The organism is Actinomadura vinacea (assembly GCF_039532545.1).
Taxonomy (GTDB): domain Bacteria; phylum Actinomycetota; class Actinomycetes; order Streptosporangiales; family Streptosporangiaceae; genus Spirillospora; species Spirillospora vinacea.
Genome location: NZ_BAAARW010000037.1, coordinates 1 through 25,487 on the forward strand (window position 1 = coordinate 1; position 25,487 = coordinate 25,487).

The 25,487-nt window shown below is 69.3% G+C and carries 15 protein-coding genes, 3 tRNA genes and 1 pseudogene; 10 read left to right on the forward strand and 9 right to left on the reverse strand.

Features of this window, described 5'->3' with window-relative positions; genetic code table 11:
* Positions 1-119 precede the first annotated feature (119 nt).
* From ABD340_RS38945 to ABD340_RS38970, 6 genes are all read left to right on the forward strand, one after another.
* Positions 120-10,961 carry an amino acid adenylation domain-containing protein gene (locus ABD340_RS38945; RefSeq protein ID WP_344596106.1) on the forward strand — a complete coding sequence of 3,614 codons (10,842 nt, stop codon included), beginning with the start codon at positions 120-122 and terminating at the stop codon, positions 10,959-10,961.
* A gap of 45 nt (positions 10,962-11,006) precedes the next feature.
* Complete coding sequence (locus ABD340_RS38950; RefSeq protein WP_344596108.1) at positions 11,007-11,192, forward strand: hypothetical protein; 186 nt, start codon at positions 11,007-11,009, stop codon at positions 11,190-11,192.
* Between the two features lie 88 nt (positions 11,193-11,280).
* Positions 11,281-12,213, forward strand: a complete 933-nt coding sequence (locus tag ABD340_RS38955) for an ATP-binding cassette domain-containing protein (RefSeq protein ID WP_344596110.1) — start codon at positions 11,281-11,283, stop codon at positions 12,211-12,213.
* Complete coding sequence (locus ABD340_RS38960) at positions 12,210-13,751, forward strand: ABC transporter permease (RefSeq protein ID WP_344596112.1); 1,542 nt, start codon at positions 12,210-12,212, stop codon at positions 13,749-13,751. Before ABD340_RS38955 ends, ABD340_RS38960 begins: the two co-directional genes overlap by 4 nt.
* Positions 13,748-14,524, forward strand: coding sequence for an ABC transporter permease (locus ABD340_RS38965; RefSeq protein WP_344596113.1), 777 nt, complete (start codon positions 13,748-13,750; stop codon positions 14,522-14,524). Before ABD340_RS38960 ends, ABD340_RS38965 begins: the two co-directional genes overlap by 4 nt.
* A gap of 261 nt (positions 14,525-14,785) precedes the next feature.
* The gene (locus ABD340_RS38970) at positions 14,786-14,935 is read left to right on the forward strand and encodes a hypothetical protein (protein ID WP_344596115.1); all 150 of its coding nucleotides are present in this window, start codon (positions 14,786-14,788) and stop codon (positions 14,933-14,935) included.
* A 664-nt stretch (positions 14,936-15,599) separates the two neighbouring features.
* On the opposite strand, the gene ABD340_RS38975 is transcribed toward ABD340_RS38970, so the two are convergent.
* Entirely contained in the window at positions 15,600-15,776 is a 177-nt protein-coding gene (locus ABD340_RS38975; protein ID WP_344596116.1) for a hypothetical protein, read from the reverse strand.
* A gap of 174 nt (positions 15,777-15,950) precedes the next feature.
* Here ABD340_RS38975 and ABD340_RS38980 point away from each other — a divergent pair, with 174 nt between their 5' ends.
* Positions 15,951-16,778, forward strand: a complete 828-nt coding sequence (locus tag ABD340_RS38980; RefSeq protein ID WP_344596117.1) for a hypothetical protein — start codon at positions 15,951-15,953, stop codon at positions 16,776-16,778.
* 48 nt (positions 16,779-16,826) lie between these two features.
* Here ABD340_RS38980 and ABD340_RS48205 read toward each other — a convergent pair.
* The 4 genes and pseudogenes from ABD340_RS48205 to ABD340_RS39000 all read right to left on the reverse strand — a co-directional run.
* A pseudogene (locus ABD340_RS48205) lies at positions 16,827-17,147 on the reverse strand (transposase); the annotation flags it as partial.
* Positions 17,148-17,230: 83 nt separating this feature from the next.
* Positions 17,231-19,192 (reverse strand): hypothetical protein, encoded by a 1,962-nt coding sequence (locus ABD340_RS38990; RefSeq protein ID WP_344596118.1) that lies wholly within the window; start codon positions 19,190-19,192, stop codon positions 17,231-17,233.
* Positions 19,189-20,349, reverse strand: a complete 1,161-nt coding sequence (locus ABD340_RS38995) for a 5'-methylthioadenosine/S-adenosylhomocysteine nucleosidase (protein ID WP_344596119.1) — start codon at positions 20,347-20,349, stop codon at positions 19,189-19,191. The genes ABD340_RS38990 and ABD340_RS38995 overlap by 4 nt, the downstream gene beginning before the upstream one ends.
* The gene (locus ABD340_RS39000; RefSeq protein WP_344596120.1) at positions 20,346-21,047 is read right to left on the reverse strand and encodes an NUDIX hydrolase; all 702 of its coding nucleotides are present in this window, start codon (positions 21,045-21,047) and stop codon (positions 20,346-20,348) included. The genes ABD340_RS38995 and ABD340_RS39000 overlap by 4 nt, the downstream gene beginning before the upstream one ends.
* Before the next feature lie 493 nt (positions 21,048-21,540).
* Between ABD340_RS39000 and ABD340_RS39005 the strand changes: the two genes are divergently transcribed.
* Positions 21,541-22,770 carry an IS256 family transposase gene (locus tag ABD340_RS39005; RefSeq protein WP_344596121.1) on the forward strand — a complete coding sequence of 410 codons (1,230 nt, stop codon included), beginning with the start codon at positions 21,541-21,543 and terminating at the stop codon, positions 22,768-22,770.
* Positions 22,767-23,264, forward strand: a complete 498-nt coding sequence (locus ABD340_RS39010; protein ID WP_344596123.1) for an HAD domain-containing protein — start codon at positions 22,767-22,769, stop codon at positions 23,262-23,264. Before ABD340_RS39005 ends, ABD340_RS39010 begins: the two co-directional genes overlap by 4 nt.
* A 533-nt stretch (positions 23,265-23,797) precedes the next feature.
* Here ABD340_RS39010 and ABD340_RS39015 read toward each other — a convergent pair.
* On the reverse strand, positions 23,798-24,511 hold the full coding sequence (locus tag ABD340_RS39015; RefSeq protein ID WP_344596125.1) for an aminoglycoside 3'-phosphotransferase: 714 nt from the start codon (positions 24,509-24,511) through the stop codon (positions 23,798-23,800).
* A 125-nt stretch (positions 24,512-24,636) separates the two neighbouring features.
* On the opposite strand from ABD340_RS39015, the gene ABD340_RS39020 reads away from it, so the two are divergent.
* Positions 24,637-25,023: a site-specific integrase gene (locus ABD340_RS39020; protein ID WP_344596126.1), complete on the forward strand. Its 387-nt coding sequence runs from the start codon at positions 24,637-24,639 to the stop codon at positions 25,021-25,023.
* Positions 25,024-25,201: 178 nt separating this feature from the next.
* On the opposite strand, the gene ABD340_RS39025 is transcribed toward ABD340_RS39020, so the two are convergent.
* The 3 genes from ABD340_RS39025 to ABD340_RS39035 form a co-directional block, all read right to left on the reverse strand.
* Positions 25,202-25,276: transfer RNA gene (locus ABD340_RS39025), tRNA-Val, on the reverse strand.
* Positions 25,277-25,295: 19 nt separating this feature from the next.
* A tRNA-Cys gene (locus ABD340_RS39030) sits at positions 25,296-25,366 on the reverse strand.
* Positions 25,367-25,408: 42 nt separating this feature from the next.
* Positions 25,409-25,481 (reverse strand) — tRNA-Gly (locus ABD340_RS39035).
* Positions 25,482-25,487 lie beyond the last annotated feature (6 nt).

Below are 25,487 nucleotides of genomic sequence, written 5' to 3' on the forward strand. Positions count from 1 at the left end.
TGCCGCTGAACCCGAACGGCAAACTGGACCGCGCCGCACTGCCCGCCCCGGACGGCGCCCGCCCGGAACTCGGCGGCCACGTCGCGCCGCGCACTGAGGCGGAGCGCGTCCTGGCCGAGGTGTGGGCGCAGATGCTCCGCGTCGAAGGCGTCGGGGTGGAGGACAACTTCTTCGAGCTGGGCGGCGACTCGATCATCAGCATCCAGGTGGTCGCGCGGGCGCGGGAACTTGGCGTGCACGTGTCGGTGGCGCAGCTGTTCGAGCAGCAGACCGTCGCGGGCCTGGCGGCGGTGGCGAGTGCGGAGAGCCTGATCGACGCCGAACAGGGCCCGGTGGTGGGCGACTTCCCGCTGACTCCGATCCAGCGGTGGTTCCTGGACCGTGAGACCCCCGACCCGGGGCACTTCAACCAGTCGATGGTGCTGGACATCGCCGAGCGGATCGAGCCTGGGACGCTGCGCGCGGCGCTGCACACGGTTCTCGATCACCACGATGCGCTGCGGTCGCGCTTCGTCCGGGACGGTGAGGAGTGGACGGGCCGGACCGTGGCCGTCGAGCCGGACGAACTGCTGCGGGTGGTGCACGACGGCGACGAGCAGGCCGTGGGCGCGGAGGCGCAGGCCGGTCTTGACCTGGCGAACGGTCCGCTTGTCCGAGCCGTGCTGTTCGAACGCGGCGACGGCGGTCAGCGGCTGCTGATCGTCGCGCATCACCTGGTGATGGACACCGTCTCGTGGCCGATCGTCCTCGAAGACCTGGCTCTCGCCTGCGAGCGGGCCGACCTGCCCGCCAAGACCACCTCGTTCACGGCCTGGTCCCGGCGTCTCGCCGAACTGGCGGATCCGGCGGAGTCCGGCTACTGGCGCGAGGTGGAGGCCGCCGTCGCTCCGTTGCCACGCGACCACGACGGAGTCAACTCCAACGCCCTGGTCCGCGAGGTCCGGGCGACGCTGGGACAGGGGCAGACCGAACGACTGCTGCGGGAGGTGCCGGGGGCCTTCCGGACGCAGATCAACGATGTCCTCTTGTCCGTCCTGGGCCAGGTCCTCACCGAGTGGTGCCGGACGCCGTCGGTCGTGGTGGATCTGGAGGGGCACGGGCGTGCGGACGTGGGCGCCGACATCGACGTGTCCCGCACCGTTGGCTGGTTCATGAGCATGTACCCGGTGGTCCTGTCGGGACAGGGAGACGGAGATCTCGGCGCGTTGCTGCGGCGTACCAAAGAGTACCTGCGGGCCGTCCCGCGAAAGGGCCTGGGCTACGGCCTTCTGCGTTACCTGCCCGCCTGGACGCCCGGGCCGAAGGCCGAGGTGAGCTTCAACTATCTGGGCCAGACAGGAGCCCAGGAGGCCGGTGGCTCCGGTGGGCGCTTCCGGCCGTCCGGACCGCCGCTGGGCGAGCCCGAGCCGGGGCAGGCCGAGCGCCCGCACCTGATCACGGTCAACAGCATGGTCGCCGACGGCCGCCTGGAAATGGCGTGGACGTACGGCGGCGAGATGCACGACGAGGCCACGGTCGGCCGGCTGGCGCGACGCTACATCGAGGTGCTCGGCGAGCTGATCGAGTACTGCTGCCGTCCCGGCGTCGGTGGCCGCACACCGTCGGACTTCCCGCTGGCGGGCCTCGACCAGGACGGCGTCGACCTGATCACCGGGAGCCTGCCGACGGTCGTCGAGGACGTCTATCCGCTCACCGCCCTGCAACAGGGCATGGTGTTCCAGGCAGAGCTGGCCGCGGAGCGGAGCATGTTCTGGGTCCAGAACGGGCTGCTGCTGGAAGGCGAGCTGGACCTGATGGCTTTGCGTCTCGCCTGGGAGCTGGTCTTCGCCCGGCACGAGGTGCTTCGCACGACCGCGGTGTGGGACCGGGTCCCCGAGCCGCTCGCGGTGGTGTCGCGGTCGGTTCCACTGCCCCTGCGGGTGCTGGACCTCTCGGAACTGGACGAGGCGGCACAGCGCCGGGTCATTGACGACGACCTGGCGGCCGACAGCGCACAGGGCGCCGACTTCTCCGCTCCGACGCTCGTCCGGCTGACGGTGCTCAAACTTGGTGACGGACGGCATCGGCTGTTGTGGGGCTACCATCATCTGCTGCTGGACGGCTGGAGCGTCCCGAACGTCCTGGGCGAGGTCCTGGAGGCGTACCACGCCTTCCGCGCGGGACGGCGGCCGCGACTGCCGAAGCGCCCGCCCTTCCGTGACTTCGTCGCCTGGCTGGCAGGGCAGGACCTGGACGAGGCCCGCGACTACTGGCGGGAACGGCTGGCCGGGATCGGCGAGGCGGCACCGCTGGGCACCGAGCACGCCACCGGAGGTGAGGGCCAGGGACAGGCACGGGTGCCGCTGCCGGCCGGCGGCGAGCTCACCGCCTTCGCCCGGCGGCACCGGCTGACGCTGAACAGCGTGATCCAGGGTGCGTGGGCGCTGGTGCTCGCGTGCTACTCCGGCAATGACGACGTGGTCTTCGGCGTGACCTCGTCCGGCCGTGGCGGCCAGATCGACGGCATGGACGCGATGGTCGGCCTGCTGCTCACCACCACGCCGGTGCGGATCGGCATCGACCGTGACCTGCCGGTGGCGGAGTGGCTGGCGGCACTCCAGGACGAGCAGGTACGCGCGCGGCGGTTCGAGCACACGCCGCTGACGACGATCGCCGCGTGCACCGACCTGCCGTCCGGCAAGGACCTGTTCAACAGCCTCTTCGTCTTCGAGAACTACCCGGTCGAGGCGTTGGAGGCGGGCCGGGAACAGTCCGCGGCCGGTGGCCTGCGGGCCGCGCTCGACCACGGGCGCGAGCAGGACGACTACCCGCTGAACCTGGTCGCCGCGGCCGGCCGCGAGCTCACGATCCGCCTGACCTACGACCGGGCGCGCTTCGCGGACGGCGCGATCGAACGGATGGCGGGCAACCTCGCCACCGTCCTCGCGGCGATCGCCGCGGACCCCGGGCAGCGCGTCGGTGACCTGCCGGTCCTGACGGATGCCGAACGTGCGGTGCTGGTCGATGAGTGGAACGACACTGCCGTGCCGTCGCCGGATGCGAGCGGGGTGCACGAGCTGATCGCCGCGACGGCCGAGGCTCGTCCGGACGCGGTGGCGGTGGTGTGCGATGGCGTCTCGGTGACCTATGCCGGGCTCATGGAACGCGCGGCGCGGCTCGCTCACCGGCTGCGCGGGATGGGCGTCGGCGCGGAGTCCCTCGTCGGCTGCTGCCTGGAACGAAGCGTGGACACGGTCGTGGCACTGCTCGCGGTGTGGCACGCCGGAGGCGCCTATCTGCCGCTTGACCCCGACTACCCGGCCGACCGCCTCGAATTCATGCTCGCCGACAGCGGCGTGAACGTGCTGATCGGCCATCGGGGCGCGCTGGAGCACGCGGGGGCGGACAACGTCGTCTGGCTCGATGACCCGGCGGTGCGCGCCGAGCTCGCGGCGGCGCCCGCTCTCCCCGCGGAGGCGGCGCATCCGGCGCAGCCGGCCTATGTGATGTACACGTCCGGTTCGACGGGCCGTCCCAAGGGTGTGCAGGTCACGCAGGGCGGTGTGGTCAACCAGCTGCTGTGGATGCAGGGCGAGTACGTGCTGGAGACCGACGACCGGGCGCTGCAGAAGACCCCGCTCAGCTTCGACGTGTCGGTGTGGGAGCTGTTCTGGCCGTTGATCACCGGTGCCGCCGTGGTGCTCGCCCAGCCCGGCGGCCAGCGCGATCCGGCATATCTGGCCGAGCTCATCGAGCGGGAGGGGATCACCGCTGCCGAGTTCGTCCCGTCCATGCTGACGGCCTTCGTGCGCCAGGATCGGATCGGGGAGATGACGCGGAGCCTGCGCCGGGTCTACTCCGGTGGCGAGGCGCTGCCGGCCGGGCTGGTGGCTGAGGTCGGCCTGCGCGTGTCCGCGCCGCTGCACAATCTGTACGGGCCGACCGAGACGACGATCGGTGCCACGGCATGGTCGTGCCCGTCCAGCGGTGGCCTCGGCGTCGTACCGATCGGCCGTCCGGTGTGGAACACCCGGGCGTACGTGCTGGACGAATTCCTGCGACCCGTGCCGCCGGGAGTGACCGGGGAGCTGTATCTGGCCGGGGTGCAGCTGGCGCGGGGCTATCTGGGCCGTGCGGCGCTGACCGCTGAACGGTTCGTGGCCTGCCCGTTCACCGACACCGGTGGTGAACGGATGTACCGCACCGGGGACCTGGCGCGGTGGACGGATGACGGCGAGCTGCTGTTCGCCGGGCGTGCCGACGAGCAGGCCAAGGTCCGCGGCGTGCGGATCGAGCCGGGCGAGATCGAGGCGGGGCTGGCCGCCCATCCCATGGTGGATTCGGCCGTGGTGGCGGCCAGGGAAGTGGACGGCGGCCAACGGCTGGTGGCCTATCTCGTTCCCGCCGCGCCTTCCGACGGCATCCCGTCGGTGAGCGAACTGCGGGCGTTCGCGGGGGAGCGGCTCCCGGCCGGCATGGTCCCGGCGGTGTTCGTCGAGCTGGCCGAGCTGCCACTGACCCCCAGCAGGAAGATCGACCGCGCCGCCTTACCCTCCCCCGAGGGCGCCCGGGCCGAGCTGGGCGGCTTCGTCGCGCCGCGCACCGAAACCGAGCGGGTGCTGGCCGAGGTGTGGGCGCAGGTACTGGGCGTCGAGCGGGTAGGGCGCGAGGACAACTTCTTCGAGCTGGGCGGCGACTCCATCATCAGCATCCGGGTGGTCGCGCGGGCGCGGGATCTGGGCGTTCATGTGTCCGTGGCGCAGTTGTTCGACCAGCAGACGGTCGCGGGCCTGGCCGCGGTGGCCGGCTCGGAGAGCCTGATCGACGCCGAGCAGGAGCTCCTGGCGGGTGACTACCCGTTGACGCCGATCCAGCGGTGGTTCCTGGAGCGGGAGCTGCGCGAGCCGTGGCATTTCAACCAGTCGATGGTGTTGGAGGTCGACGAGCGGGTCGAGCCTGAGCGGTTGCGGCGGGCCCTGCACATGGTGATCGAGCACCACGATGTGCTGCGTTCGCGGTTCGTCCGCGAGGACGGCGCCTGGACGGGCCGGATGGTCGCCGCCGAGCCCGGCGAGCTGCTGTGGGTCGCCGAGGGGGACGACTGGGCCCGCGGTGCCGAGGCGCAGGCCAGCCTGGATCTGTCGGACGGTCCGCTGCTCCGGGCGGTGCTCTTCGAACGGGATCTGCTGATCGTCGTGCATCACTTGGTGGTGGACGCGGTGTCGTGGCCGATCCTGCTTGAGGACCTTTCCCTGGCGTACGAGGGGGCCGAGCTGCCGGTCAAGTCGACCTCGTTCAGGGCGTGGTCGCAGCGGCTGACCGAGCTGGCCGATTCGATCGACGTGGCCGAGGTCGGCTACTGGCGTGAGGTCGAAGCCGCCGGTGCCGGTCCGCTGCCACGCGACCACGACGGACCGAACACCCTCGCGCTTGCCGCCGACGTGGATGTCTCCCTGGATCAGGAGCAGACGAACCGCCTTCTGCACGAGGTGCCAGGCGTCTTCCGTACGCAGATCAACGACGTGCTGCTGTGCGTTCTGGGCGTGGTCCTGACCCAGTGGGCGGGACAGCGGTCGGTTCTGGTCGACCTCGAGGGCCATGGACGCGAGGATGTCGGCCCCGACATCGACGTTTCGCGGACGGTCGGCTGGTTCACCAACGTCTATCCCGTGGTGCTGGGCGCGGCCGTTGATGGTGATCCGGGCGCAGCGCTACGGCGGACCAAGGAGTACCTGCGGGCCGTTCCGCGCAAGGGGCTCGGCTATGGATTGCTGCGCCACCTGACGGACGGGGCTTCGGCCGCGACCGCCGAGGTGGCCTTCAACTACGTCGGGCAGAGCACGCGAATGGACGGCCCCTCGGACGGCAGCGGGGGGTGGTTCCGGCCGAGCGCACGGCTGCTGGGCGAGACCCGTTCGGCGGAGGGCGAGCGCACCCACCTGATCGACATCAACTCCCTGGTCGTGGACGGTCGCCTGGAGCTGAAGTGGACCTACTGCGGTCAGGTCCACGAGGAGGCCACGATCGACCGGCTGGCGCGGCGGTACATCGAGGTGCTCGGCGAGCTGATCGACCACTGCCTGAGTCCCGGCGTCGGCGGCCGCACCCCATCGGACTTCCCGCTGGCGAACCTGAACCAGGAGGAGGTCGACCAGGTCACGGCCCAGGTCCCGACGGTGGTCGAGGACGTCTATCCGCTGACGGGGTTGCAGCAGGGAATGGTGTACCACACCCGGCTGGCCACCGAACCCGGCATGTACTGGGTGCAGAGCGGGCTGCTGCTGGAGGGCGACCTCGACCTGGCGGCCCTGCGTGGCGCCTGGGAGCTGGTCTTCGCCCGGCATGAGGTGTTCCGTACCACGGTGGTGTGGGACGGCGTTCTCGAACCCCTTGCCGTGGTGTCCCGTTCGGTCCCGCTTCCGCTGGAGGTGCTGGACCTCAGGGACCTGAACGAAGCGGACCGGCAGCGGGCCGTCGACGACCATCTCGCCGGCGACTGGACGCGGGGAGCCGACTTCACCGCGCCCTCGCTGGTGCGCATCGCGGTTATCCGGATCGGAGACGACCGGCACCAGATGGTGTGGAGTCACCACCACCTGATGCTGGACGGCTGGAGTCTGCCGATCGTGGTCGGCGAGGTGCTGGAGGCCTACCACGCCTTCCGCGCCGGCGGCCGTCCTCGTCTTCCCGCCCGGGTGCCGTTCCGCGATTTCGTCGCATGGTTCGCCGGACAGGACCTGGACGAGGCGCGGGAGTACTGGCGGGAGCGACTGTCGGGGGTCACCCGGGCGACGCCGCTGGGCGTCCAACGCGCCACCGGCGAGCAGGGCCAGGCCAAGGTCCAGGCCGACGTGCCCGGGACCGCTTTGATCGAGTTCGCGCGACGGCGCCGCCTCACCGTGAACACGGTCGTGCAGGGGGCGTGGGCGCTGGTGGTGTCGCTCTACTCCGGCGGCGACGATGTGGTGCTGGGAGTGACGTCGTCGGGTCGTGGCGGCCAGATCGACGGCATGGACTCCATGGTCGGCCTGCTGATCAACACCACTCCCGTGCGGATCGGCGTCGACCGCGACCTGCCGGTGGCGGAGTGGCTGTCGCGCCTGCAGGACGAGCAGGCCAGGGCGCGCCGCTTCGAGCACACCCCCCTGGCGATGATCACCGAATGGGTCGGCCTGCCCGCCGGCGAGTCGCTGTTCGACACGCTCTTCGTCTTCGAGAACTACCCCGTCCAAGAATTGGAAGAAGGACGGCGGAGCTCAGCGGCGGACGGCCTTGAGGCAGGCTTCAACCACGGACGCGAACGGGACAACTACCCCCTGACCGTGACCGCGGGCCTGGGACGCGACCTACGGATCAGCCTCATCTACGACCGGGCCGTCCTCGACGCGGGCACGATCGAGCGGATGTCGGATCGTTTCGCGTCCGTCCTGCGGGCGATCGCGGCGGACGCCGGGCAGCATGTCGGCGACCTGCCGTTCATGGCGGCGGCTGAACGAGATCGACTCGACCGGACCGAGCTCCCGGCCGCGGCCGACTCCCAGGTACCCGAAGCGCCGGACACCCCATACGTGGCCCCGCGTACCGAAGTGGAGCGGCAGCTCTGCCAGATCTGGGCGCAGATCCTGGACGTCGACCGGGTCGGCATCGACGACGGCTTCCGAGAGCTGGGCGGCCGCTCGCTGCTGGCCACCCGGGTGATCTCCCGGATCCGGACGGTGTTCGGTGTGGAGATCGAGCTGCCGGCGCTGTTCGATCATCCGACGGTGCGCGGCCTGGCCGAGGTCGTGGAGGAGACCACGCGAGAGGCGGCCGCCCCACCCGTGACCGCCGTGAGCCGGGAACAGCCGCTGCCGCTCTCGTTCTCGCAGCAACGCCTGTGGTTCCTGGACCAGCTGGAGCCCGGCTCGACCGACTACCTCGTGTCGACCCCGATGCGATGGCAGGGCGACCTGGACGTCGCGGCGCTCGGCACAGCCCTGGGGGCGGTGGTCGCGCGCCACGAGGTGCTGCGGACCAGGCTGGTCGCGGGCTCGGACGGCGTCGGGTACCAGGTGGTCGATCCGCCCGCTCCGAGCGACCTGCCCGTGGTGGACGTGTCCGCCGAGCCGGAGCCGTTCCGCGCCGCCGAACGGCTCGTCAGGGCGGACGCGGTGACGCCGTTCGACCTGGCGGCCGGGCCGCTCTTCCGCGCCCTCCTGATCAGGATCAGTCCGGCCGAGCACGCGCTGGCGTTGTCGATGCACCACGTCGTCGCCGACGAGTGGTCGGGGGAGATCCTGCGGCGCGAGCTGCTGGCTCTCTACGAGGCGTTCCGCTCGGGGCGCCCCGATCCGCTGCCGCCGCTGGCGGTGCAGTACGCCGACTATGCGCTGTGGCAGCGGCAGTGGCTGTCGGGCGAGGTCCTGGAGGGGCAGGTCGCCTACTGGACGAACCAGCTTGCCGGTAGCCCGGCACTGGAACTGCCGACCGACCGGCCGCGCCCGCCCGTACGCACCTCGGCGGGGGCGGTGACCCACTTCGCCGTTCCGCCGCAGACCGCCGAAGGCCTGCGGACTCTGGCGCAGCGGAACGGCGCGTCGATGTTCATGACGGCGCTGGCCGCGTTCTCGGTGTTGCTGGCCCGCTACAGCGGTCAGGACGACATCGTCGTCGGGACGCCGGTTGCGGGCCGCAACCGGGCCGAGACCGAGGACCTGATCGGATTCTTCGTCAACACGCTCGTGCTCCGTACCGACCTGTCCGGGGACCCGACGTTCACCGAGGTTCTGGCGCGGGTCCGCCAGACGGCGCTGGACGCCTACGCACACCAGGACCTGCCGTTCGAACGGCTCGTGGACGCCCTGGTCACCGAGCGCGACCGGTCCCGCAGCCCGCTGTTCCAGGCGCTCCTCAACTACTTCACCGATGAGGGAGAGGGCGCCGCCGAGGACGCCGAGGGCATCGAACTGCGCGACGTGGTCGCCGAGGTTGACCTGCGCCTCATCCTGACCGACGTGGGCCGTGGTCTGGCCGGGCGGTTCGAATACAGCACCGACCTCTTCGACGCGGCGACGACCGAGCGGATGGCCCACCACATGGTGGCCTTGCTGGAAGACGTGGCGGCCGATGCGGAGCGGCACGTCTGGGATCTACCGCTGCTCTCCCCGGCCGAGAGCGCGCTGCTGGATGAGTGGAACGACACGGCGGTGTCGTTGCCGGATGCGGGCGGCGTCCACGAACTGATCGCCGCCGAGGCCGCGGCGCGTCCGGACGCGGTGGCGGTGGTGTGCGACGGCGTCCGGCTCACCTACGCCGGGCTGATGGAGCGGGCGGCGCGGCTGGCCCATCACCTGCAAGGCGTCGGCGTCGGCCCCGAAACCGTGGTCGGGATGTGCCTCCCTCGCGGCGTGGACATGATCGTCGCGGTTCTGGCGACCTGGCAGGCCGGCGGAGCCTATCTGCCGCTGGATCCGGACCACCCAGTGGATCGGCTGGAGTTCATGCTGGCCGACGGCCGGGTGACCGTTCTGGTCGGCACCGGCGACCTGATCGACGACCTGCCGGTCGGACGACGCCGCCTGGTCACCCTGGACGAGCCCCTCACCCGGGCGAGCCTCGCCGCGATGCCGCCCATGCCACCCGAGACCTCGGCGCATCCGGATCGCCTCGCGTATGTGATCTACACGTCGGGTTCGACAGGACGGCCCAAGGGCGTGCAGGTCACGCATGGTGGCGTGGCGAACCTGGTGCTCGGACAGACCCCGTTGTTCGGCGTCGGCCGCGGCGACGCGGTCGTGCAGTTCGCCTCGTTCGGCTTTGACGCCGCCGTGTCGGAGGTGTGCGTGACGCTGGCCGGTGGCGGGACGCTGGTGGTGGCCACGGTCGAGCAGCGCGTGGAGCCGGGCGCGTTGGCAGGCCTGTTGCGTGCCGAAGGTGTCGCGGTCGCGACGGTGCCGCCGTCGTTGCTGCGGGTGCTGGAGCCGGGCGATCTTGATGGTGTGGGCACGCTGGTGGCGGCAGGAGAGCGGCTGGATGCGGGTCTGGCGGAGGCCTGGACTCGGCGGCATCGTCTGCTGAACGCCTATGGTCCGACCGAGGCGACGGTGTGCGCGAGCGCCGGTGTGGTGGAGGACGGGGTGCCCTCGATCGGGGCGCCGATCGCCAACACCCGCCTGTACGTGCTGGACGAACGACTCCAGCCGGTACCGGTCGGGGTAGCCGGAGAGCTGCTCGTCGCCGGGGCGCCGGTCGCACGGGGATACGGCGGACGGCCCGCCCTGACCGCGGAGCGCTATGCGCCCGACCCGTTCGCCGCCGACGGGTCGAGGATGTACCGGACAGGAGACCGCGTCCGATGGCTGCCGGAAGGGCGCCTGGACTTCCTCGGCCGTACCGACGACCAGGTCAAGGTGCGCGGCTTCCGCGTCGAGCCGGGGGAGATCGAAGCGGCGCTGACCGCTCACCCCCGGTTGAACTCGGCCGTGGTGACGGTGTTCGGTGAAGGCACGGACCGCCAGTTGGTCGCCCATCTGGGCCCGGCCGACCGGGCCGATGGGCTCCCAGACCTCTCCGAACTGCGCGCGTTCCTCCGTGCGAGCCTGCCCGACCACATGGTGCCGTCGGTGTTCACCGAGCTGGCCGCCCTTCCGCTGACCCGGAACGGCAAGATCGACCGGGCCGCGCTGCCCGCTCCGGACGAGTCCCGGCTCGGCTCGCGGGCCAGGTTCGTCGAGCCGCGGACGGAGGTGGAACGGGTGCTGGCCGGCATCTGGGCGGAGGTGCTCGGCCTGGCCCGCGTCGGTGTCGAAGACGACTTCTTCGAGCTCGGTGGGCATTCACTCCTGGCGACCCGGATGGTCTCCCGGATCCGGGACGAGCTCGGCGTGGAGATTCCCGTCGGCGCGATCTTCGACCGCCCCACGGTCGCCGCGAACGCCCTGGCCGTCACCCGTTCGGCACCGCACCTGGACGGCGAGACCGAGTATGAGGAGTTCGAGATCTAGCGGATCGGTGACTGGCCGCCCGGTTGCAGGATCCACTACCGGCTCGTGCTCCAGGACGCGCTCGGCGAGCCGGAGGAGCGGGTCCTGTTCCTCATCGACGTCGTGGTCGGAGCCTCGCTCCACCGGCTGGGCATGACCGGCGAGCCGATGGTCGAAGCCGACGTCGACGCCGACGGTCCCGGCCCTTTCTCAGACCCCGGTCACGTGGCCCCGGGCGCATCCCTCCTGTGAGGGATGCCGCCGTCCCCTACGGGGGGGATGGCAGGATCGCTCGCGACCGCGACGACGCTGAGACCCCCTTCTCCTTAGGGTTTTCGCCATGGAAGCAATGATCGAAGTCAATGGCCTGCGGAAACGCTTCGGCCAGGCTGTGGCGCTCGACGGGATGTCGTTCACGGTCGCGCCCGGCCAGGTCACCGGCTTCGTCGGCCCCAACGGCGCCGGCAAGTCCACCACCATGCGCGTCATCCTGGGCCTTGACTCGGTCGAGTCGGGCACGGCGCTGGTCGGCGGGAAGCCGTACCGCAGCCTGCGGCGGCCGCTGAACCACGTCGGTGCGCTGCTGGACGCCGGGGCGTTGCAGCCGAGCCGCAGCGCCCGCAACCACCTGCTCTGGCTGGCCCACTCGCAGGGCCTCGGCACCCGGCGGGTGGACGAGGTGATCCGGCTGGTCGGCCTCGAGGGGGCGGCCCGGCGCAAGGCAGGCGGCTTCTCCCTCGGCATGCGGCAGCGGCTGGGCATCGCGGCGGCGCTGCTCGGCGACCCGCCGGTGCTCATGCTGGACGAGCCGTTCAACGGCCTGGACCCGGAGGGCATCGTCTGGATGCGCGGCTTCATGGGATCCCTCGCCAGGGAGGGCCGCGCCGTTCTGGTGTCGAGCCACCTGATGAGCGAGTTGCAGGACACCGCCGGCCACCTGGTGGTCGTCGGGCGCGGCAAGGTCGTCGCCGACACCAGCGTGAGCGAGCTGCTGGCGGCCGCCTCCCGCGGCCGGGTGCTGCTGCGTACCGCCGCGCGCGAGCGGGCGATGACCCTGCTGGCGCAGGAGGGCGCCACGGTGGCGGCCACCGGGCCCGACATGCTCACCATCGCCGGGCTGCCCGCGGAGCGGATCATCGAGATCCTCAGCCAGGGCGGGGTGCCGTTCTCCGAGGTGTCGGCGCACCGCGCCACCCTGGAAGAGGCCTACATGGAGCTGACCCGGGACGCGGTGGAGTTCCGCGCCGGCACGGCGGAACGAGCGGCGCGATGACCGCCACGATCGCGTCCTACCGTCCGGAGACCAGGCCCGGCAGCGCGGGCTTCCGATCGCTGCTGCGCGCGGAATGGACCAAGTTCCGCACGGTGCGCGGCTGGGTGGTCGGCGCCCTCGTCGCGGTGCTGGCCATGGTGGCGTTCGGCCTGGTCGCCACGTCCGCCAGCCTCCCGCACGAAGCCGACAAGCTTCCGACGGGCCCCGGCGGCGAGCCGGTGAACGACAGCTTCTTCTTCGTCCACCAGCCGCTGAGCGGAGACGGCTCGATCACCGTCCCCGTGACCTCGCTGACCGGCACCGCCGACATCGGCGGTGAACAGCTCGACCGCGTCCAGCCGTGGGCGAAGGCCGGGCTCATCGTCAAGAAGGACACCAGCCCGGGTTCGTCGTACGCGGCGGTGATGCTCACCGGAACGCACGGTGTCCGGATGCAGTACGACTACACGCACGACCTCGCCGGGATGCCGGGGACTGCCAAGGCGGGGGCGCCTCGCTGGCTTCGGCTCACGCGCACGGGCGACACGATCACCGCCTTCGCCTCCGCCGAAGGCACCCAGTGGACGAAGGTCGGCTCCGCGCGCCCCGCCGAGCTGGGACAGACCGTGCAGGTCGGGCTGTTCGTCACCTCGCCACAGAACATGGAGTCCGTCTCACCGGGTGGCGCCACCTTCGACCCGGCGGCCGCGACCGCCGCGTTCGGCCGTCCCGCCCTGGACGGCCAGTGGCGGCCCGGCGCGTGGAAGGGCGAGCAGCTGGGAAGGGCGGGCACGGCGGGCAGCTTCTCGCCTGTACTCAAGCCCGGCTTCACCGAGGAGCAGGGCACGTTCACCCTCACGGGCGCGGGCGACATCGCTCCCGTCGTGGGGGGGCCCAGCCTGGGCAACGGCTACTCCATCGAGAACTTCCTCGTCGGCACGTTCGCCGGGGCGATCGCCATGATGGTCGTCGCGGCCCTGTTCGTGACCGTCGAGTACCGCCGCGGGCTGATCCGCACCACCCTCACCGCGAACCCGCGCCGGGGCCGGGTGCTGGTCGCCAAGTCCCTCGTGATCGGCTGCGTCGCCTTCGTCGCGGGCCTGTTCGCGGCCACCGTCATGATCAAGCTCGGTCAGAGCCGCGCGCCGGGCAGGGGATTCCACGTCCTACCGGTGTCGTCGGCCACCGAGATCCGGGTCATCGTCGGCACCGCGCTGCTGCTGGCGGCCACCGCGGTCCTCGCGCTGGCCGTCGGCGCCCTGATCCGGCGCAGCGCAATGGCGATCACCGCGGTCGTCGTCGTACTCCTGCTGCCCTACATCCTGTCCATCGCGTCGGTCCTGCCCGAGGGCGCGGCCAACTGGCTGCTCCGGGTGACTCCGGCCGCCGGTTTCGCGATCCAGCAGACCGTGCCGCACTACGACTTCGTGGCGGGCATCTACAAGCCGGCCACCGGTTACTACCCGCTGGCGCCCTGGGCCGGCTTCGCCGTGCTATGCGCCTGGGCGGCGGTCGCCCTCGGCGCCGCCGTCGTGACGATCAGCCGGAGGGACGCGTGAAGGACGCGCTGCACGCGGAATGGACCAAGGTCCGCACGCTCCGCGACACCCGCTGGCTCGTGGCGGCGACGATCGTGCTGACCGTGGCGCTGGGCCTCTCGGTGGCCTTCGGAGTCTCGTGCGACAAGGCCGCCTGCACCCAGGACACCACCAAGCTCAGCCTGATCGGCGTGATGCTCGGCCAGGCGGCGGTAGCCATCCTCGCGGTCCTGATGATCGGCAACGAGTACAGCACCGGCATGATCCGTACGACCTTCGCCGCGATGCCGGGCCGGTCCATGGTCCTGGCGGCGAAGGTGGTCACGCTCACCGCCCTGGTGGTGGTGAGCGGCACCGTCGCGGTCCTGGTGTCGCTGTTCGGGGCGCGGTTCGTCATGGCCGGCAACGGGTTCACGGCCGAGCACGGCGTCCAGGCGCTCTCCCTCGCGGACGGGCCGACGCTGCGCGCCGTCGTGGGCTCGGTGCTCTATCTCGTGCTGGTCGGGCTGCTCAGCCTCGGCGTCGCGGCCGTCTTCCGCGACTCGGCGGTGGCGATGGGCGTCGTCCTCGGCCTGCTCTACCTCTTCCCGATCCTTGCGCACGTGGTGCCGCCGGGGGAACTGCAGAAGCGGCTCGAGCAGATCGCGCCGATGACGGCCGGCCTCGGCATCCAGACCACCCGCGACCTGCCCTCGTTGCCGATCGGGCCCTGGGAGGGGCTCGGCGTGCTCGCCGCATGGGCGGCCGCGGCCCTTCTGGCCGCCGTGCCGCTGCTCTGGACGCGGGACGCGTGAGGGGCCAGTGCCATACGACTAGCGAGGGATTCGAGGATCCCTTCGGGGGCCTTGGTCCACACGAACGGTTTGGGGCCGCTGTTCCACTGCTCCACCCAGGCGCGAATGTCGGCCTCCAGAGCTTGGGCGCTGCGGGTGCCGAAAATATCGTCCGCGCAGGTGAGGGCCCATGCGGCCGGCGCTCATGCATCAGGTGTGGTACTGGTTGATCAGCTCCGAACGGCCGCGTCGGAGGTGATCGCCGCGGCATGATGGTCGGCTGTGCAGTTGCGATTGGCCTACCTGACGGCAACGAACGCCTTCGCGATCCTGCGCCTTCTTCCCGCGAGCGATCGGGACAAGGGCATCGAGATCGTGCTGCGTCATCAGCTCGCGGTGCTGTGGGCGGGCAGAAGGTGCGGTTCACCCTGACCGACCGCGCGTTGCCGGCGGCGCTGCTGCACCGTCTGACGCCTGAGGCGCTGCGCCGGATGCGGCTGCTGGTGCGTCCGGACGCGGTGTTGCGCTGGCACCGTGACCTGATCGCTGGCCGACATGCTGCCCGGTCCAGGCCGAAGCGACCTGGACGGCCACCGGTACGTTCCATCCGCGTCCTGCTGCTGCGCCTGGTCCCCGATTCGGGCACAAGGGTCTATTTCACTCAGAGTAACCGGCTCTGGCGGGGGTTCGGGGAGCCATGGTCGTCCCCGGGCTGGAACGACGAGCGAACATGGCGTTTGGACCGGTGCAAAACGGCCGGAAACACTCTCGGATCTGGGGAGAATGTGCTGCTCAGGTGCGGTGCGCCGTCAGGGACTTGAACCCCCGAACCCGCGGATTAAGAGTCGGATAACAGCGGATTCTTTCGTGATTCTGGCTGTCGAGCAATGCCACTCTGTTCGCATTCAGCGCTGTTTGCATGATACTCCGTTTTGTTGTCTGACGCACGGTACCGATGCCCCCGAGCGAACATGGTCCGCGCTGTCGGACCCGCAGTGGTGCGCCCGGCAGGGCCCGCGGTGTGCGCACTGATCGACTCGATGTTGCCGACAAGTACTCGCGGGCTGCACGAGCGACACAGAGGAAGATCTTCAGCTCAGACCTGTTGACCAGTTTTCGGCATGGACGCGCCGACGACGGTATGGGATGCATCGCTTTCCTGCTGCTGGCGCTGTTCGCCGAGATGGAAACGCACCTTCACCGCCGAGCGCGCCGCCCACGCACGCGCCGTCGCTGAGGCGCCGGCCGGAAAATCGGAGGGCTGATTGCCCACCCAGAAGAGTAGATCGAATACGCCCGGCAACAGGGTTCAATATGTCAACGAAAGCAACCGCTCAGCACCTACTTACGAAGAGGGACTTCATCCGACGGCAATCTGTGACGGCCAGGGGCCAATTACATTGGTACTCTGGCCGTCCGTTCGATCCCATCGGAAGGGATGGGCCACATGACGGTTCCCGGTGAGTTCTGGCCGGTGACCCTTACCGCGTCGCAGGCCAGTCACATTGACCTGGTCGCCCATGAGGAAATCATTGGCCAGGCTCGATGGGGTGACCCTCGCAACGTCACCGACGAATGCAAGGCGGTCGAGCGCGCCATCAGATCAGAGCGCCGGAACGAAAACGGGCAGATGGAAGTCGCCTTGACCGCGGGGCAGTGGGACGTCATGATCGCGGCGCTCGACAGGGCGGCCTTGTCGGCCATGTACCGCGGTGAACCGGACATGGCCGACTCCTCCATCCAGGCTCGCGACGCGGTGCTCGCCCAGGCCGCCGACCATTTGCCCGCCCATACCGGGCAGAGGGCCACCGCACGGCACCGTCTGGCGGTCGAGGACGCCCCCGGGTACCTCCTCCTGCAGCCCGTACGACGTGGACGATACCTCTGGACGGGGAACGCGCGGGTACCCGCCGACCTGGGCACGGCGCCCCTCACCACCATCGACCACAACAGGCTGGTCCTGGCCCACGCCGGCGCTCGCGAAGTGGACGTCGAGATCCAGGTCCTGCCTGAAGCACCCGATCCCGACCCCGCCTCCTGGGAGGCGATCACCGAGATCACCAAGCAGTGGAGCCCCTTCCCGTATCCCGAACTCGTGCTCGCTCTCCCTGGCCAAGAGGGCACGGTCCTGTGGAACCTCACCACCGAAGTGTGGCCACACGTCACCTACCGGGTACGGCTAAGTGTCAACGCTTCAGACCGTGCCGCAGAAGAGCACCTGCTGCAGATGTGGCCCGACCACACCGCACCACCGACGGTGCACAAGCAACGCTGAAACGCTGGCTGGAGGGTGTCTGAAAAGGGGGCACGGCGGGCGGTCAGTGAGGCGGCGTAGCAGGATCATGCTCATCGCCAGGTAGATGACGTTCTCGGAGGCGCTGGTCCGGTCTTCGTAATCCTTGGACAGGCGGCGGTGATTGCCCAGCCAGGCGAAGGACCGCTCCACCACCCAGCGGCGCGGTGGGATGATGCTTTTGACGCGGTCATTGCCGCGATGACCGCCCGCGCCGCAGTGCTGGGGCTCGGGGCGTGGCCCGATGCCAAACGTGCGAGCGCGGCGGCGACCGGGGGCTGGATCGCGCTCCCGACCTGCTCGTTGGACGCGCTGGTGTCTTGACCGACCGCGGGCAATCTTCTGCAACATGACCCCGCCATGCCGTGCCCTCACCACCGCTGAAGGTCCGATACACGCGGCGACACCGGACTGGTTGCGCTGCGGCACGGACGTTACCGATCGCCTTTTCGGTGACGTTCCTGGACGATCCACTGCTTGCCTTCCGCGGCGATTCCCTCCATGACGTGGAGGGTGTGGTGGAGTCCCGAGGCGTCCAGCGTTACCTCTGACACCACTCCGGGGGTTTCGTCGATCTGGAGTTCTTCCATCCCCGGGGTTATCACATCGACCTGGATCTGCTCCCCGTTGACGAGCGCCAGTTCGAATTTGCGTTCATCGTCGTCTGCCTGGTGTACCCGCACGGCTGCGACCGCTTCGTAGCGGTAGTTGGTCCGGTTCCAGCCCTGGAAGGTGCCCTGCTCGAAGTCGAGTTCCACGCTGAGTTGGCGTACACCGTCCGTGGTGAGGAGGAAGAGGAGTAACTGGTAGCGCGTGTAGCGCCAGGGGCCGTTTAGCACACGGGCGCGCCTGGCGCGGGAGGCGGGCGCTTCGATGAACGCGTGGGCGATCATGTGGCTCATGGTCAGCCCGTAATGGCGCAGCGCCTGGTCCAGCAGCACCTTCCTGTCGCGGTTCAGCCAGACGGCCATCTCCGGATCTGAGGGTTTGTCGGCCAGCTTCTCCTGCCAGCGCTCAAAGGCCGCCTGGCAGTCCTTCAGCGTCCGTGCGCTCTCGGTCTCGTCGGCGTTGTGCCGCCTGCGCTCCAGGATGATGCGCAGCCAGGCGAGGCTGGCGAGGACTCCGGCCGCAATCGCAAAGGTCGTCGAACGGGCCGCGCTCGAGGGTGCGACCTGTGCTGCGCTCTCCATCGTGCGGGTGGCGCCCAGGACGAGGATGGCGAGGCCGAGAAGTGTCCCCACCTTCGTGGTCAGGGGAGTCGCGAGTTCCTCCCGGTAGTTCCACAGCGTGTCGTTCTCCCACCGCTTCCTGACCTCGCCCACCCGGTACCGGATCAACCAGTCGATCTTTTCGACGCCGATCCGCCGCTCCCGGTAGACCTCGACGATCTCGTCGCGCAAGCTCTTGCGGATCCCTGCGGTCTCGGCCAGCCAGGTGGAGCGGCTCGTGTGGCGTGGAACGTACTTGGCGAAGTAGTGGTCGAAGCGCTGGTCGACCCGGTTGGCGAAGCCGCCGGACGGTGCACGGGCCGTGCGCTTCGGAGGCGGCCCGTGCTCCTCGTCCTTTGCGCGGCGCCGTTCGGTGCGGAAGCGCCATTCCAGGCCGTCGCGCGCGGCATAGTAGCCGCCGACGACGCTCACCAGGTGCATGAACAGCGCGAATACCTGCAGTTCCCGTGCCAGCAGGTAGCCGATGTGGAGCACCGCCGCGGCAAGGACGACTGTCGCCGCCACTGCCTGGACCCAGGTCCCGGCAGGGATGTCAGGCGGTCGCGGCTCACGGGCGCGGGGCCGGGCAGGCTTCGGCTCGAAGAACTTCCAGACACGATGGGCGCGGTCACCCGCCATCTGGTTTTCCCTGGCGCTTCGCAAGGCGCGGTGCCACATCTGATCTTCGAGCGGCCCGTCCAGGAACAGCTCCAGATGACGCAGGATCATGGCGCGCTGGGTCTCGTCGAGCCCGTCGAAGTCCTTGAGCAGGGGGCGTAGGTCCGCGTCGGGCCGCCGCGCGGAATCCAGTAGACGGCATACGGTCTTCACCCCGTCTGCCCACGCGTCGCCACCGGTGACGCGGCAGACCACGGGCGTCTGCCGCAGCATCTTGGTGTCCTCCTCCGGCATCTCTCGCCGCGTCCTGCCGCTGACGAGAGCCAACTGCCAGTGAAAGCAGACCCTGTTGCCGGTGTGGCCGGCCATGACGGCTTCGTGGATGAGCTGCCGCGCCTTTCCGGGAATGCCGCCGTCGAGCAGCCGGACGCCGGCTTCGAATTTCTCCGCGGGGGAGGCGTCCGCGGGCGGTGTGTAGATGTGGACGCCGCCGTGTACGGTCGCCGCCTGCACTCCGACGTAGGCGGAATCTGTGGCGTAGTTCGTCGTGGTGGCACCCGACTCGGTCATGTCAGGCCTTGGACCAGTGCGATGACGCTTGCCACCTCGGCGGCAAGGGTGGCCACGTCCCCGACGAGCCCGCGCACCTTCTTGAGCGCCAGCGTCACGGAGCCCGTGTCCTGTGGCTTGGTCGTCCGCAGTGTCTCGCGGGCGGTGGCGAGCTCGGCTTGAGCTTCCCGATAGGTGTCCTCGTCCAGATGTCCTGCCGCCCGTGCTTGCTGGAGCCGGACGGTCAGGCCGGCGATCGCCTCGGTGGGATCGGTCGGCGAGTCCTGCGCACCGGACACCCGGACTCCGCCGTGTACGTGGCCGGCCTGCACGATCACTCGCGCGTTGTCTTTCGCGACGTTGCGGATCGTCTCACTCATCTCCGAGCTCCTCGTCGTTCCGGTTGCATCGAACCGATCGCGGTCCAGTTCTTCGGCGGCAAGGCTTTCGGCCAGGGCTGTGGTGAACGCCGCCGCGTTGGCCACCGCCCGCGCCTGCCACTGCTCGCGATCGGTGGTCTCCTTGGTGCCGTCGGCCCGGTCGCTGACGCCCCGGACCACGACTACCGGCAGTGCCCTGTTCAGGTGCGCGGCCTGGGCCACGCCGGCCCCTTCCATCTCGATCGCGAGCGCGTCGTTGTAGTTCCGCTGGATCCAGCGGGCGTGCGACGACACCGTGGAGTTCAGGACGACTTCGCCGGCCGCGATCGGTCCGAAATGCACTTCGGGTGTTCGACGATGAGCGCGGGGATCGCCCGCCCAGGAGCTGCCGCGTGCGACATGGCGGGCGATCTGGTCGGCGCCGTGGGAGACCTCCCATACACGGGGGCGGCTCTTGAACCCGTCGTCCTCGCTCGTCCCACCGTGGAAGGCATAGACATGGGTGGCGACCACCACGTCGCCGAGGGCGATATGGGTGTGCAGTGCTCCCGCCACCCCGACGAAGAGCAGTGCCGTCGGGGCGAACTCGGCGATGGCGCGTTCGGCCAGTACCGCCGCGGACTGGTTGCCCTTGCCGACCAGCCCGAGAGCGATCCGGCATCGGCCGTCCACAAGTCGGCCGACCTCGAAACGGGTTCCCTGCGGGTGCCGATGCAACCGCGGGCCGTCCAGCTTCTCGCGGACGGCCTCGTACTCCACGTCCAGTGCTGTAAGGACGACGATCAGACTGCCGCTCATTCTTCCGGTCCCTTCGCGTTCGACGGCTCGACCGGCCGGACCATCGGCGGATTCAGGACCTTGCACGGGCCGGCCCTGAACAATCGGGCCGGGCGCCCGGTCGTGACCTTCCGCTCCGGACCCGCCGCGACGATGAATCCGCTGGTCTTCTGAACTTTGCGATAGAAGTTGCGGGGATCCAGCGAGATCCCCCACACCGCTTCGTAGACCTGCTGGAGGTCGCTGATCGTGAAGGTCGGTCCGCAGAACGCCGTCGCGAGTGCGGAACGCTCAAGCTTGGCGCGGGCGCTCTCGACCCCGTCCCAGACGATCTGCCAGTGGTCGAAGGCGAGCTTCAGATCCCCGGAAAGCACTTGGTCGACCCGCTGCCACCGGGCACCGGCCGCGTCCGTGCCAGCGGTCGGCTCCGGCAGCCCCGGTGCGATCGCCAGGTAGGCGACGGACACCACGCGGCCGCGTGGGTCACGTCCGGGGGTGCCGTAGACGCCCAGATGCTCCAGGTGCAGCGTTTCGACGTTCATGGCGGCCTCCTCCGCCAGTTCTCGGTGGGCGGCGGCGGTGAGGTCTTCTTCGGCGTGCTGCAGAAAGCCGCCTGGAAGTGCCAAGGCGCCCTTGAAGGGCTCGACACCGCGCTCGACGAGCAGGACGTGCAGGCGCCACTCGCGCAGCGTCAAGATCACTAGGTCGACCGCGAGCATCACGGCGGGTGGTGTCCAGCGGTCCTCAGCCATGCAGCGACACTAGCTTTTTGTCAGTCTGACAAAAAGTACCTTCAGGCTCCCACGCCGGTCATAGCCTCGTTACCCATCGGCAAGGCCTGCTGGCCCGAGAGCCTGCGTTTACCGGGCATGGCCTGCGATGGAGAGAATTCGTCTGGTCGTTCGGCTGGATTGCCCTGCTGGTCCGATCAGAAGCGCCGAAGTACGAGGCGATCCCGGTGTTACAGAGTGAGGTGTCGGTGCTACGGCGCTGGGTGAGCGGATCGGGCTGTGCTGTCAGCGTGGCGGTGGACACTAGCCGGACCTGGGTGAACCCGACCCCCGGGCGCCGTGCACGGCTGAAGTACTCCCCGCTCAGCGTGAGCAATGATCGAAACCTGTGGATCCGCCGGGAAGGGGGTGTACCTTCCCGGATCACTTGCAGGTTCTCGCTCAGGCTGGCGTTGCCGCGCCGGCTGGGAAGGTACACCCGATGCTCAACGCAGTCCCCGACCCGTCCGGGTGCGATCAGACCGATGAGATCGTGCGGGAGGGGGCCCGTCGGATGCTGGCCGAGGCTTTGCAAGCCGAGGTCGACGCCTACATCGCCCAGTACGCCGAGCAGCGCGACGAGCATGGCGGTCGCCTGGTGGTGCGCAACGGCTATCACCAGCCTCGCGAGGTGCTCACCAGCGCCGGGGCGGTCGAGGTTAAAGCGCCGCGAGTCAACGATAAGCGCACCGACCCGGCCACGGGTGAGCGGTTCTCCTCGGCGATCCTGCCGCCCTGGTGCCGTAAAACCCCGAAGCTGACCGAGGTTCTGCCCCTGCTCTACCTTCACGGCCTGTCCAGCGGGGACTTCGTGCCCGCACTCGGGCAGTTCCTCGGCTCCACCGCCGGACTGTCGGCCTCAGTCATCGCTCGGCTCACCGAGCAGTGGAAGGCCGAACAGCGCACGTTCGCCGCCCGGGACATGTTCGGCGTCGACTATGTCTACCTGTGGGCCGACGGCGTGCATGTCAACATCCGGCTAGAAGAGCACAAGCCGTGCCTGCTTGTGATGATCGGAGTCCGCGCCGATGGCCGGAAGGAGCTCATCGCACTGACCGACGGCTACCGGGAGTCGACCGAGTCATGGGCTGATTTGCTACGTGACTGCAAGCGCCGCGGCATGCGCGCTCCGGTGCTCGCGGTCGGCGACGGGGCACTCGGCTTCTGGGGCGCGCTGCGCGAGGTGTTCCCTGAGTCTCGCGAACAGAGATGCTGGTTTCATAAGATCGCGAACTGTCTCGGGGCGCTGCCGAAGTCGGCGCACCCCGGCGCGAAGAAGCACCTGGCCGAGATCTGGAACGCCGAAGACGCAGGCCGGGCGGTGATGGAGTTCGAGGCCGCCTATGGGGCCAAACATCCCAAGGCCGTCGCCAAGATTCTGGATGACCTGGACGAGTTGCTGGCCTTCTACGGCTTCCCGGCCGAGCACTGGGTGCATCTGCGCACCACCAATCCGATCGAGTCGACCTTCGCCACGGTTCGACACCGCACCAAGGTCACCAAGGGGCCCGGCTCCCGGGCCGCCGGCCTGGCTATGGCGTTCAAGCTCATCGAGTCCGCCCAAGCGCACTGGCGCGCGGTCAACGGACCCCATCTGGTCGCACTCGTGCGCGCCGGGGCCCAGTTCGAGCGCGGCGGCCTGATGGAACGCGAACAGGTCACCGCGGCATGACCGGCAACCAGAACCGGCCGCTGCTCTTCCTTGATGTCGATGGGCCGCTCCTGCCGTTCGGTGATGACCCGCAGCGCGAGCCATCAGGAACCGGGTCGACCGCGCATCTGGCGCGGCTCGACACGCAGGTGGGGATTCGGCTGGCGGCGCTGCCGTGCGATCTGGTTTGGGCCACGACCTGGGAAGACGAGGCGAACGCTGTGATCGCGCCCCGGATCGGGTTGCCACAGCTCCCCGTCGTGAACTGGCCCGAGCCCTCCGATGGGGACGAACGCGAAGACCAGTGGTTCGGGCTCTGCTGGAAGACCAGAACACTGGTGGCGTGGGCGAACCAGCGTCCATTCGCCTGGATCGACGACGAGATCACCGACGCCGATCGGGACTGGGTGTCCCAACACCACCCCGGCCGAGCCCTCCTCCACCCCGTCGCGGCGCCCCGCGGCCTTACCGACGATGACTTCGCAGCCCTCGATCACTGGTTACGAACACTCTGAGGCGCCGAAGATCCACAGGATTTGACAATTGCTCGGGCATATTGTGGGCGGGCGACGCAAACGAACGCCTGGTCACCATCCGATCTCGTGGACTTTGCGGATCTCGACTCCATCGGGGCCCCTTGACCCCAGTACGTCGAAAGCACCGTGTCCACGGCATCGGCGAAGCACCCGGACTCGACCTGGTCGATGAACTCTTCCAGCAGTGTGCCTTGCAGGGCCGGACGCCGTCTCTGCGGACGTCGTCCAGCGACGGCGCCGCTGCGATCTCGACCTGTGACACAGGCCCGGCGTCGACCGGCCATGGCTCTCCTTCTAGTCCCTGTTCCTAATACCTCAGCCGACCTCTGGTACCCACGTTGCCCGTACCTCCCGCGCCGCGTCCAGCGCGGCCTGTCCCACCGCCCTGCCGGACTGGTCGTCCGAGGACAAGATCAAATTTTTTGTGCTGTCTGCCCATTGCACTCATCTCTGCTCGAGGATGCTCGTGTTGGGCCAGGAGGAGGCATGGCAAGCGGAGCGCCTCGGAGTGCTCAGGCCATGTCCCACAGCAGGCGGTAGTAGTCGATGCGCTCAGGGTCCGGGGCGATCCCGTACGCCTCGTACAGGACGCCGTCGTAGCCCGGGCCATAGTTCCACTCCGTGCTCCATGCCGCGACTGCGAGGTCGGCCCACCGGTCGGCCATCCCAAGCGAGCCGAGGTCCACGTGCGCGGCGAACGCGCCGTCGTCGTGCAACAGCGTGTTGGGAACGCACGCGTCCCCGTGACAGACGACGAGCCGGTCGATCTCAGGCGGATCGCCGATGCATGCCCGGGCCTTCGCGAGCTCCAGGTGCCGGTACTCGGGCGACCAGTCGGTCGGCCCCTCCCCGTCGGCGATGCGCTCATCGGCGCGCACCAGCCGTCCCTCGACGCTCCAATCGAACGGGCATTGATCGACGGGCAGGGAGTCGTGCATCAGGCGCAGCCCCCGCCCGATCCCGGCCGCCGCCGTCGCCGGCTCGGTGATCCACCGAGGGTCCACCGCAGAGCGGCCGAAGACCTCCGCCGTGACCAACCACGCGCCCTCATCATCCGCACCGTGCTCGATGACCCGCGGAACGGTCACCCACCGCTGCGCCCAAGCCAGCCGCTCCGCCTCCCCGGGCAGATCGATCTCCGGCGTGCCCGCGGCGACCCACTTGACGTACCTGACCGCCTCGCCTTCAAGACGGAACGTCAGGCCCCCGAGCTCATTGCGCCACACCGGAGTGACGGTGTCGCCTCCGGCAAGAGCCGCAACGACATCGGGAACACCCATGGGGCCGGTCGGAGTCTCGGCAGTGACAGGACGGCTCATAGGACCATGATCGTCCCGGGTGCTCTGCACAGGTGACAAACAGTTTCCATCCGCTCGTCACCTTCTTCCCGGTCCCCGGTGGCCAGAATCTTGGTAGCGGCGTGCACCGCTCCCACCACGCCGTGATCACGCTGGGCCCGCCCAAGAGCCAGGCCGCCGCCCGCCGCATCTGGCGACCCGCCTGCGACGGCGACGCCAGGCTCTCGGTGCCGCCGGTCCTGCCCGGTGCGGTGTTCCACGGGCTCCGTCACCACCACAAGACCATCCTGGACGAACTGGACGTGCCCGAGGTGATCAGACACGAGTGGATGGGCCACCAGATGAAAGGCATCCAAGGCGTCTACAGCCACGTCACCGACCCCATGCGCCAACGCCGCTGGACCACCCTGAACCGCCGAACCGGCCAGGACAAGCGGTGACGACCGCCACGGCACGGACGGGTAGGCCACGGGTTGGGAGCAGACGCTCCCGGCCGACCACTACCCGAGATCAGGTAGTCCACAACGGCCCGTGGAGCAGCGTGCTCCCGATTCCGTCCCCAATTGCGCCAAAACCGAAAGGCCCAAGCCGCCGTCCATAGGATGACCTGGGCTTACATGGTGGGCGATACTGGGATTGAACCAGTGGCCTCTACCGTGTCAAGGTAGCGCTCTCCCACTGAGCTAATCGCCCTTGAAAAAGGGGGGAGGTGAGGTGGAGACGGGATTTGAACCCGTGTACACGGCTTTGCAGGCCGTTGCCTCGCCTCTCGGCCACTCCACCGAGCGAGGCCCTTGGCTTCGCTGGGCGTCAAGGCCTCCTCAGAGCGGACGACGGGATTCGAACCCGCGACCCTCACCTTGGCAAGGTGATGCTCTACCAACTGAGCCACGTCCGCTTGTGC

What these genes read in the sequence shown, in the direction of transcription:
- ABD340_RS39010 (WP_344596123.1), top strand. Translation starts at nt 22,767, where the DNA reads ATGACCGGCAACCAGAACCGGCCGCTGCTCTTCCTTGATGTCGATGGG.
- ABD340_RS39005 (WP_344596121.1), top strand. Translation starts at nt 21,541, where the DNA reads ATGCTCAACGCAGTCCCCGACCCGTCCGGGTGCGATCAGACCGATGAG.
- ABD340_RS38955 (WP_344596110.1), top strand. Translation starts at nt 11,281, where the DNA reads ATGGAAGCAATGATCGAAGTCAATGGCCTGCGGAAACGCTTCGGCCAG.
- ABD340_RS39000 (WP_344596120.1), bottom strand. Translation starts at nt 21,047, where the DNA reads ATGCTCGCGGTCGACCTAGTGATCTTGACGCTGCGCGAGTGGCGCCTG.
- ABD340_RS38960 (WP_344596112.1), top strand. Translation starts at nt 12,210, where the DNA reads ATGACCGCCACGATCGCGTCCTACCGTCCGGAGACCAGGCCCGGCAGC.
- ABD340_RS38980 (WP_344596117.1), top strand. Translation starts at nt 15,951, where the DNA reads ATGACGGTTCCCGGTGAGTTCTGGCCGGTGACCCTTACCGCGTCGCAG.
- ABD340_RS38990 (WP_344596118.1), bottom strand. Translation starts at nt 19,192, where the DNA reads ATGACCGAGTCGGGTGCCACCACGACGAACTACGCCACAGATTCCGCC.
- ABD340_RS38995 (WP_344596119.1), bottom strand. Translation starts at nt 20,349, where the DNA reads ATGAGCGGCAGTCTGATCGTCGTCCTTACAGCACTGGACGTGGAGTAC.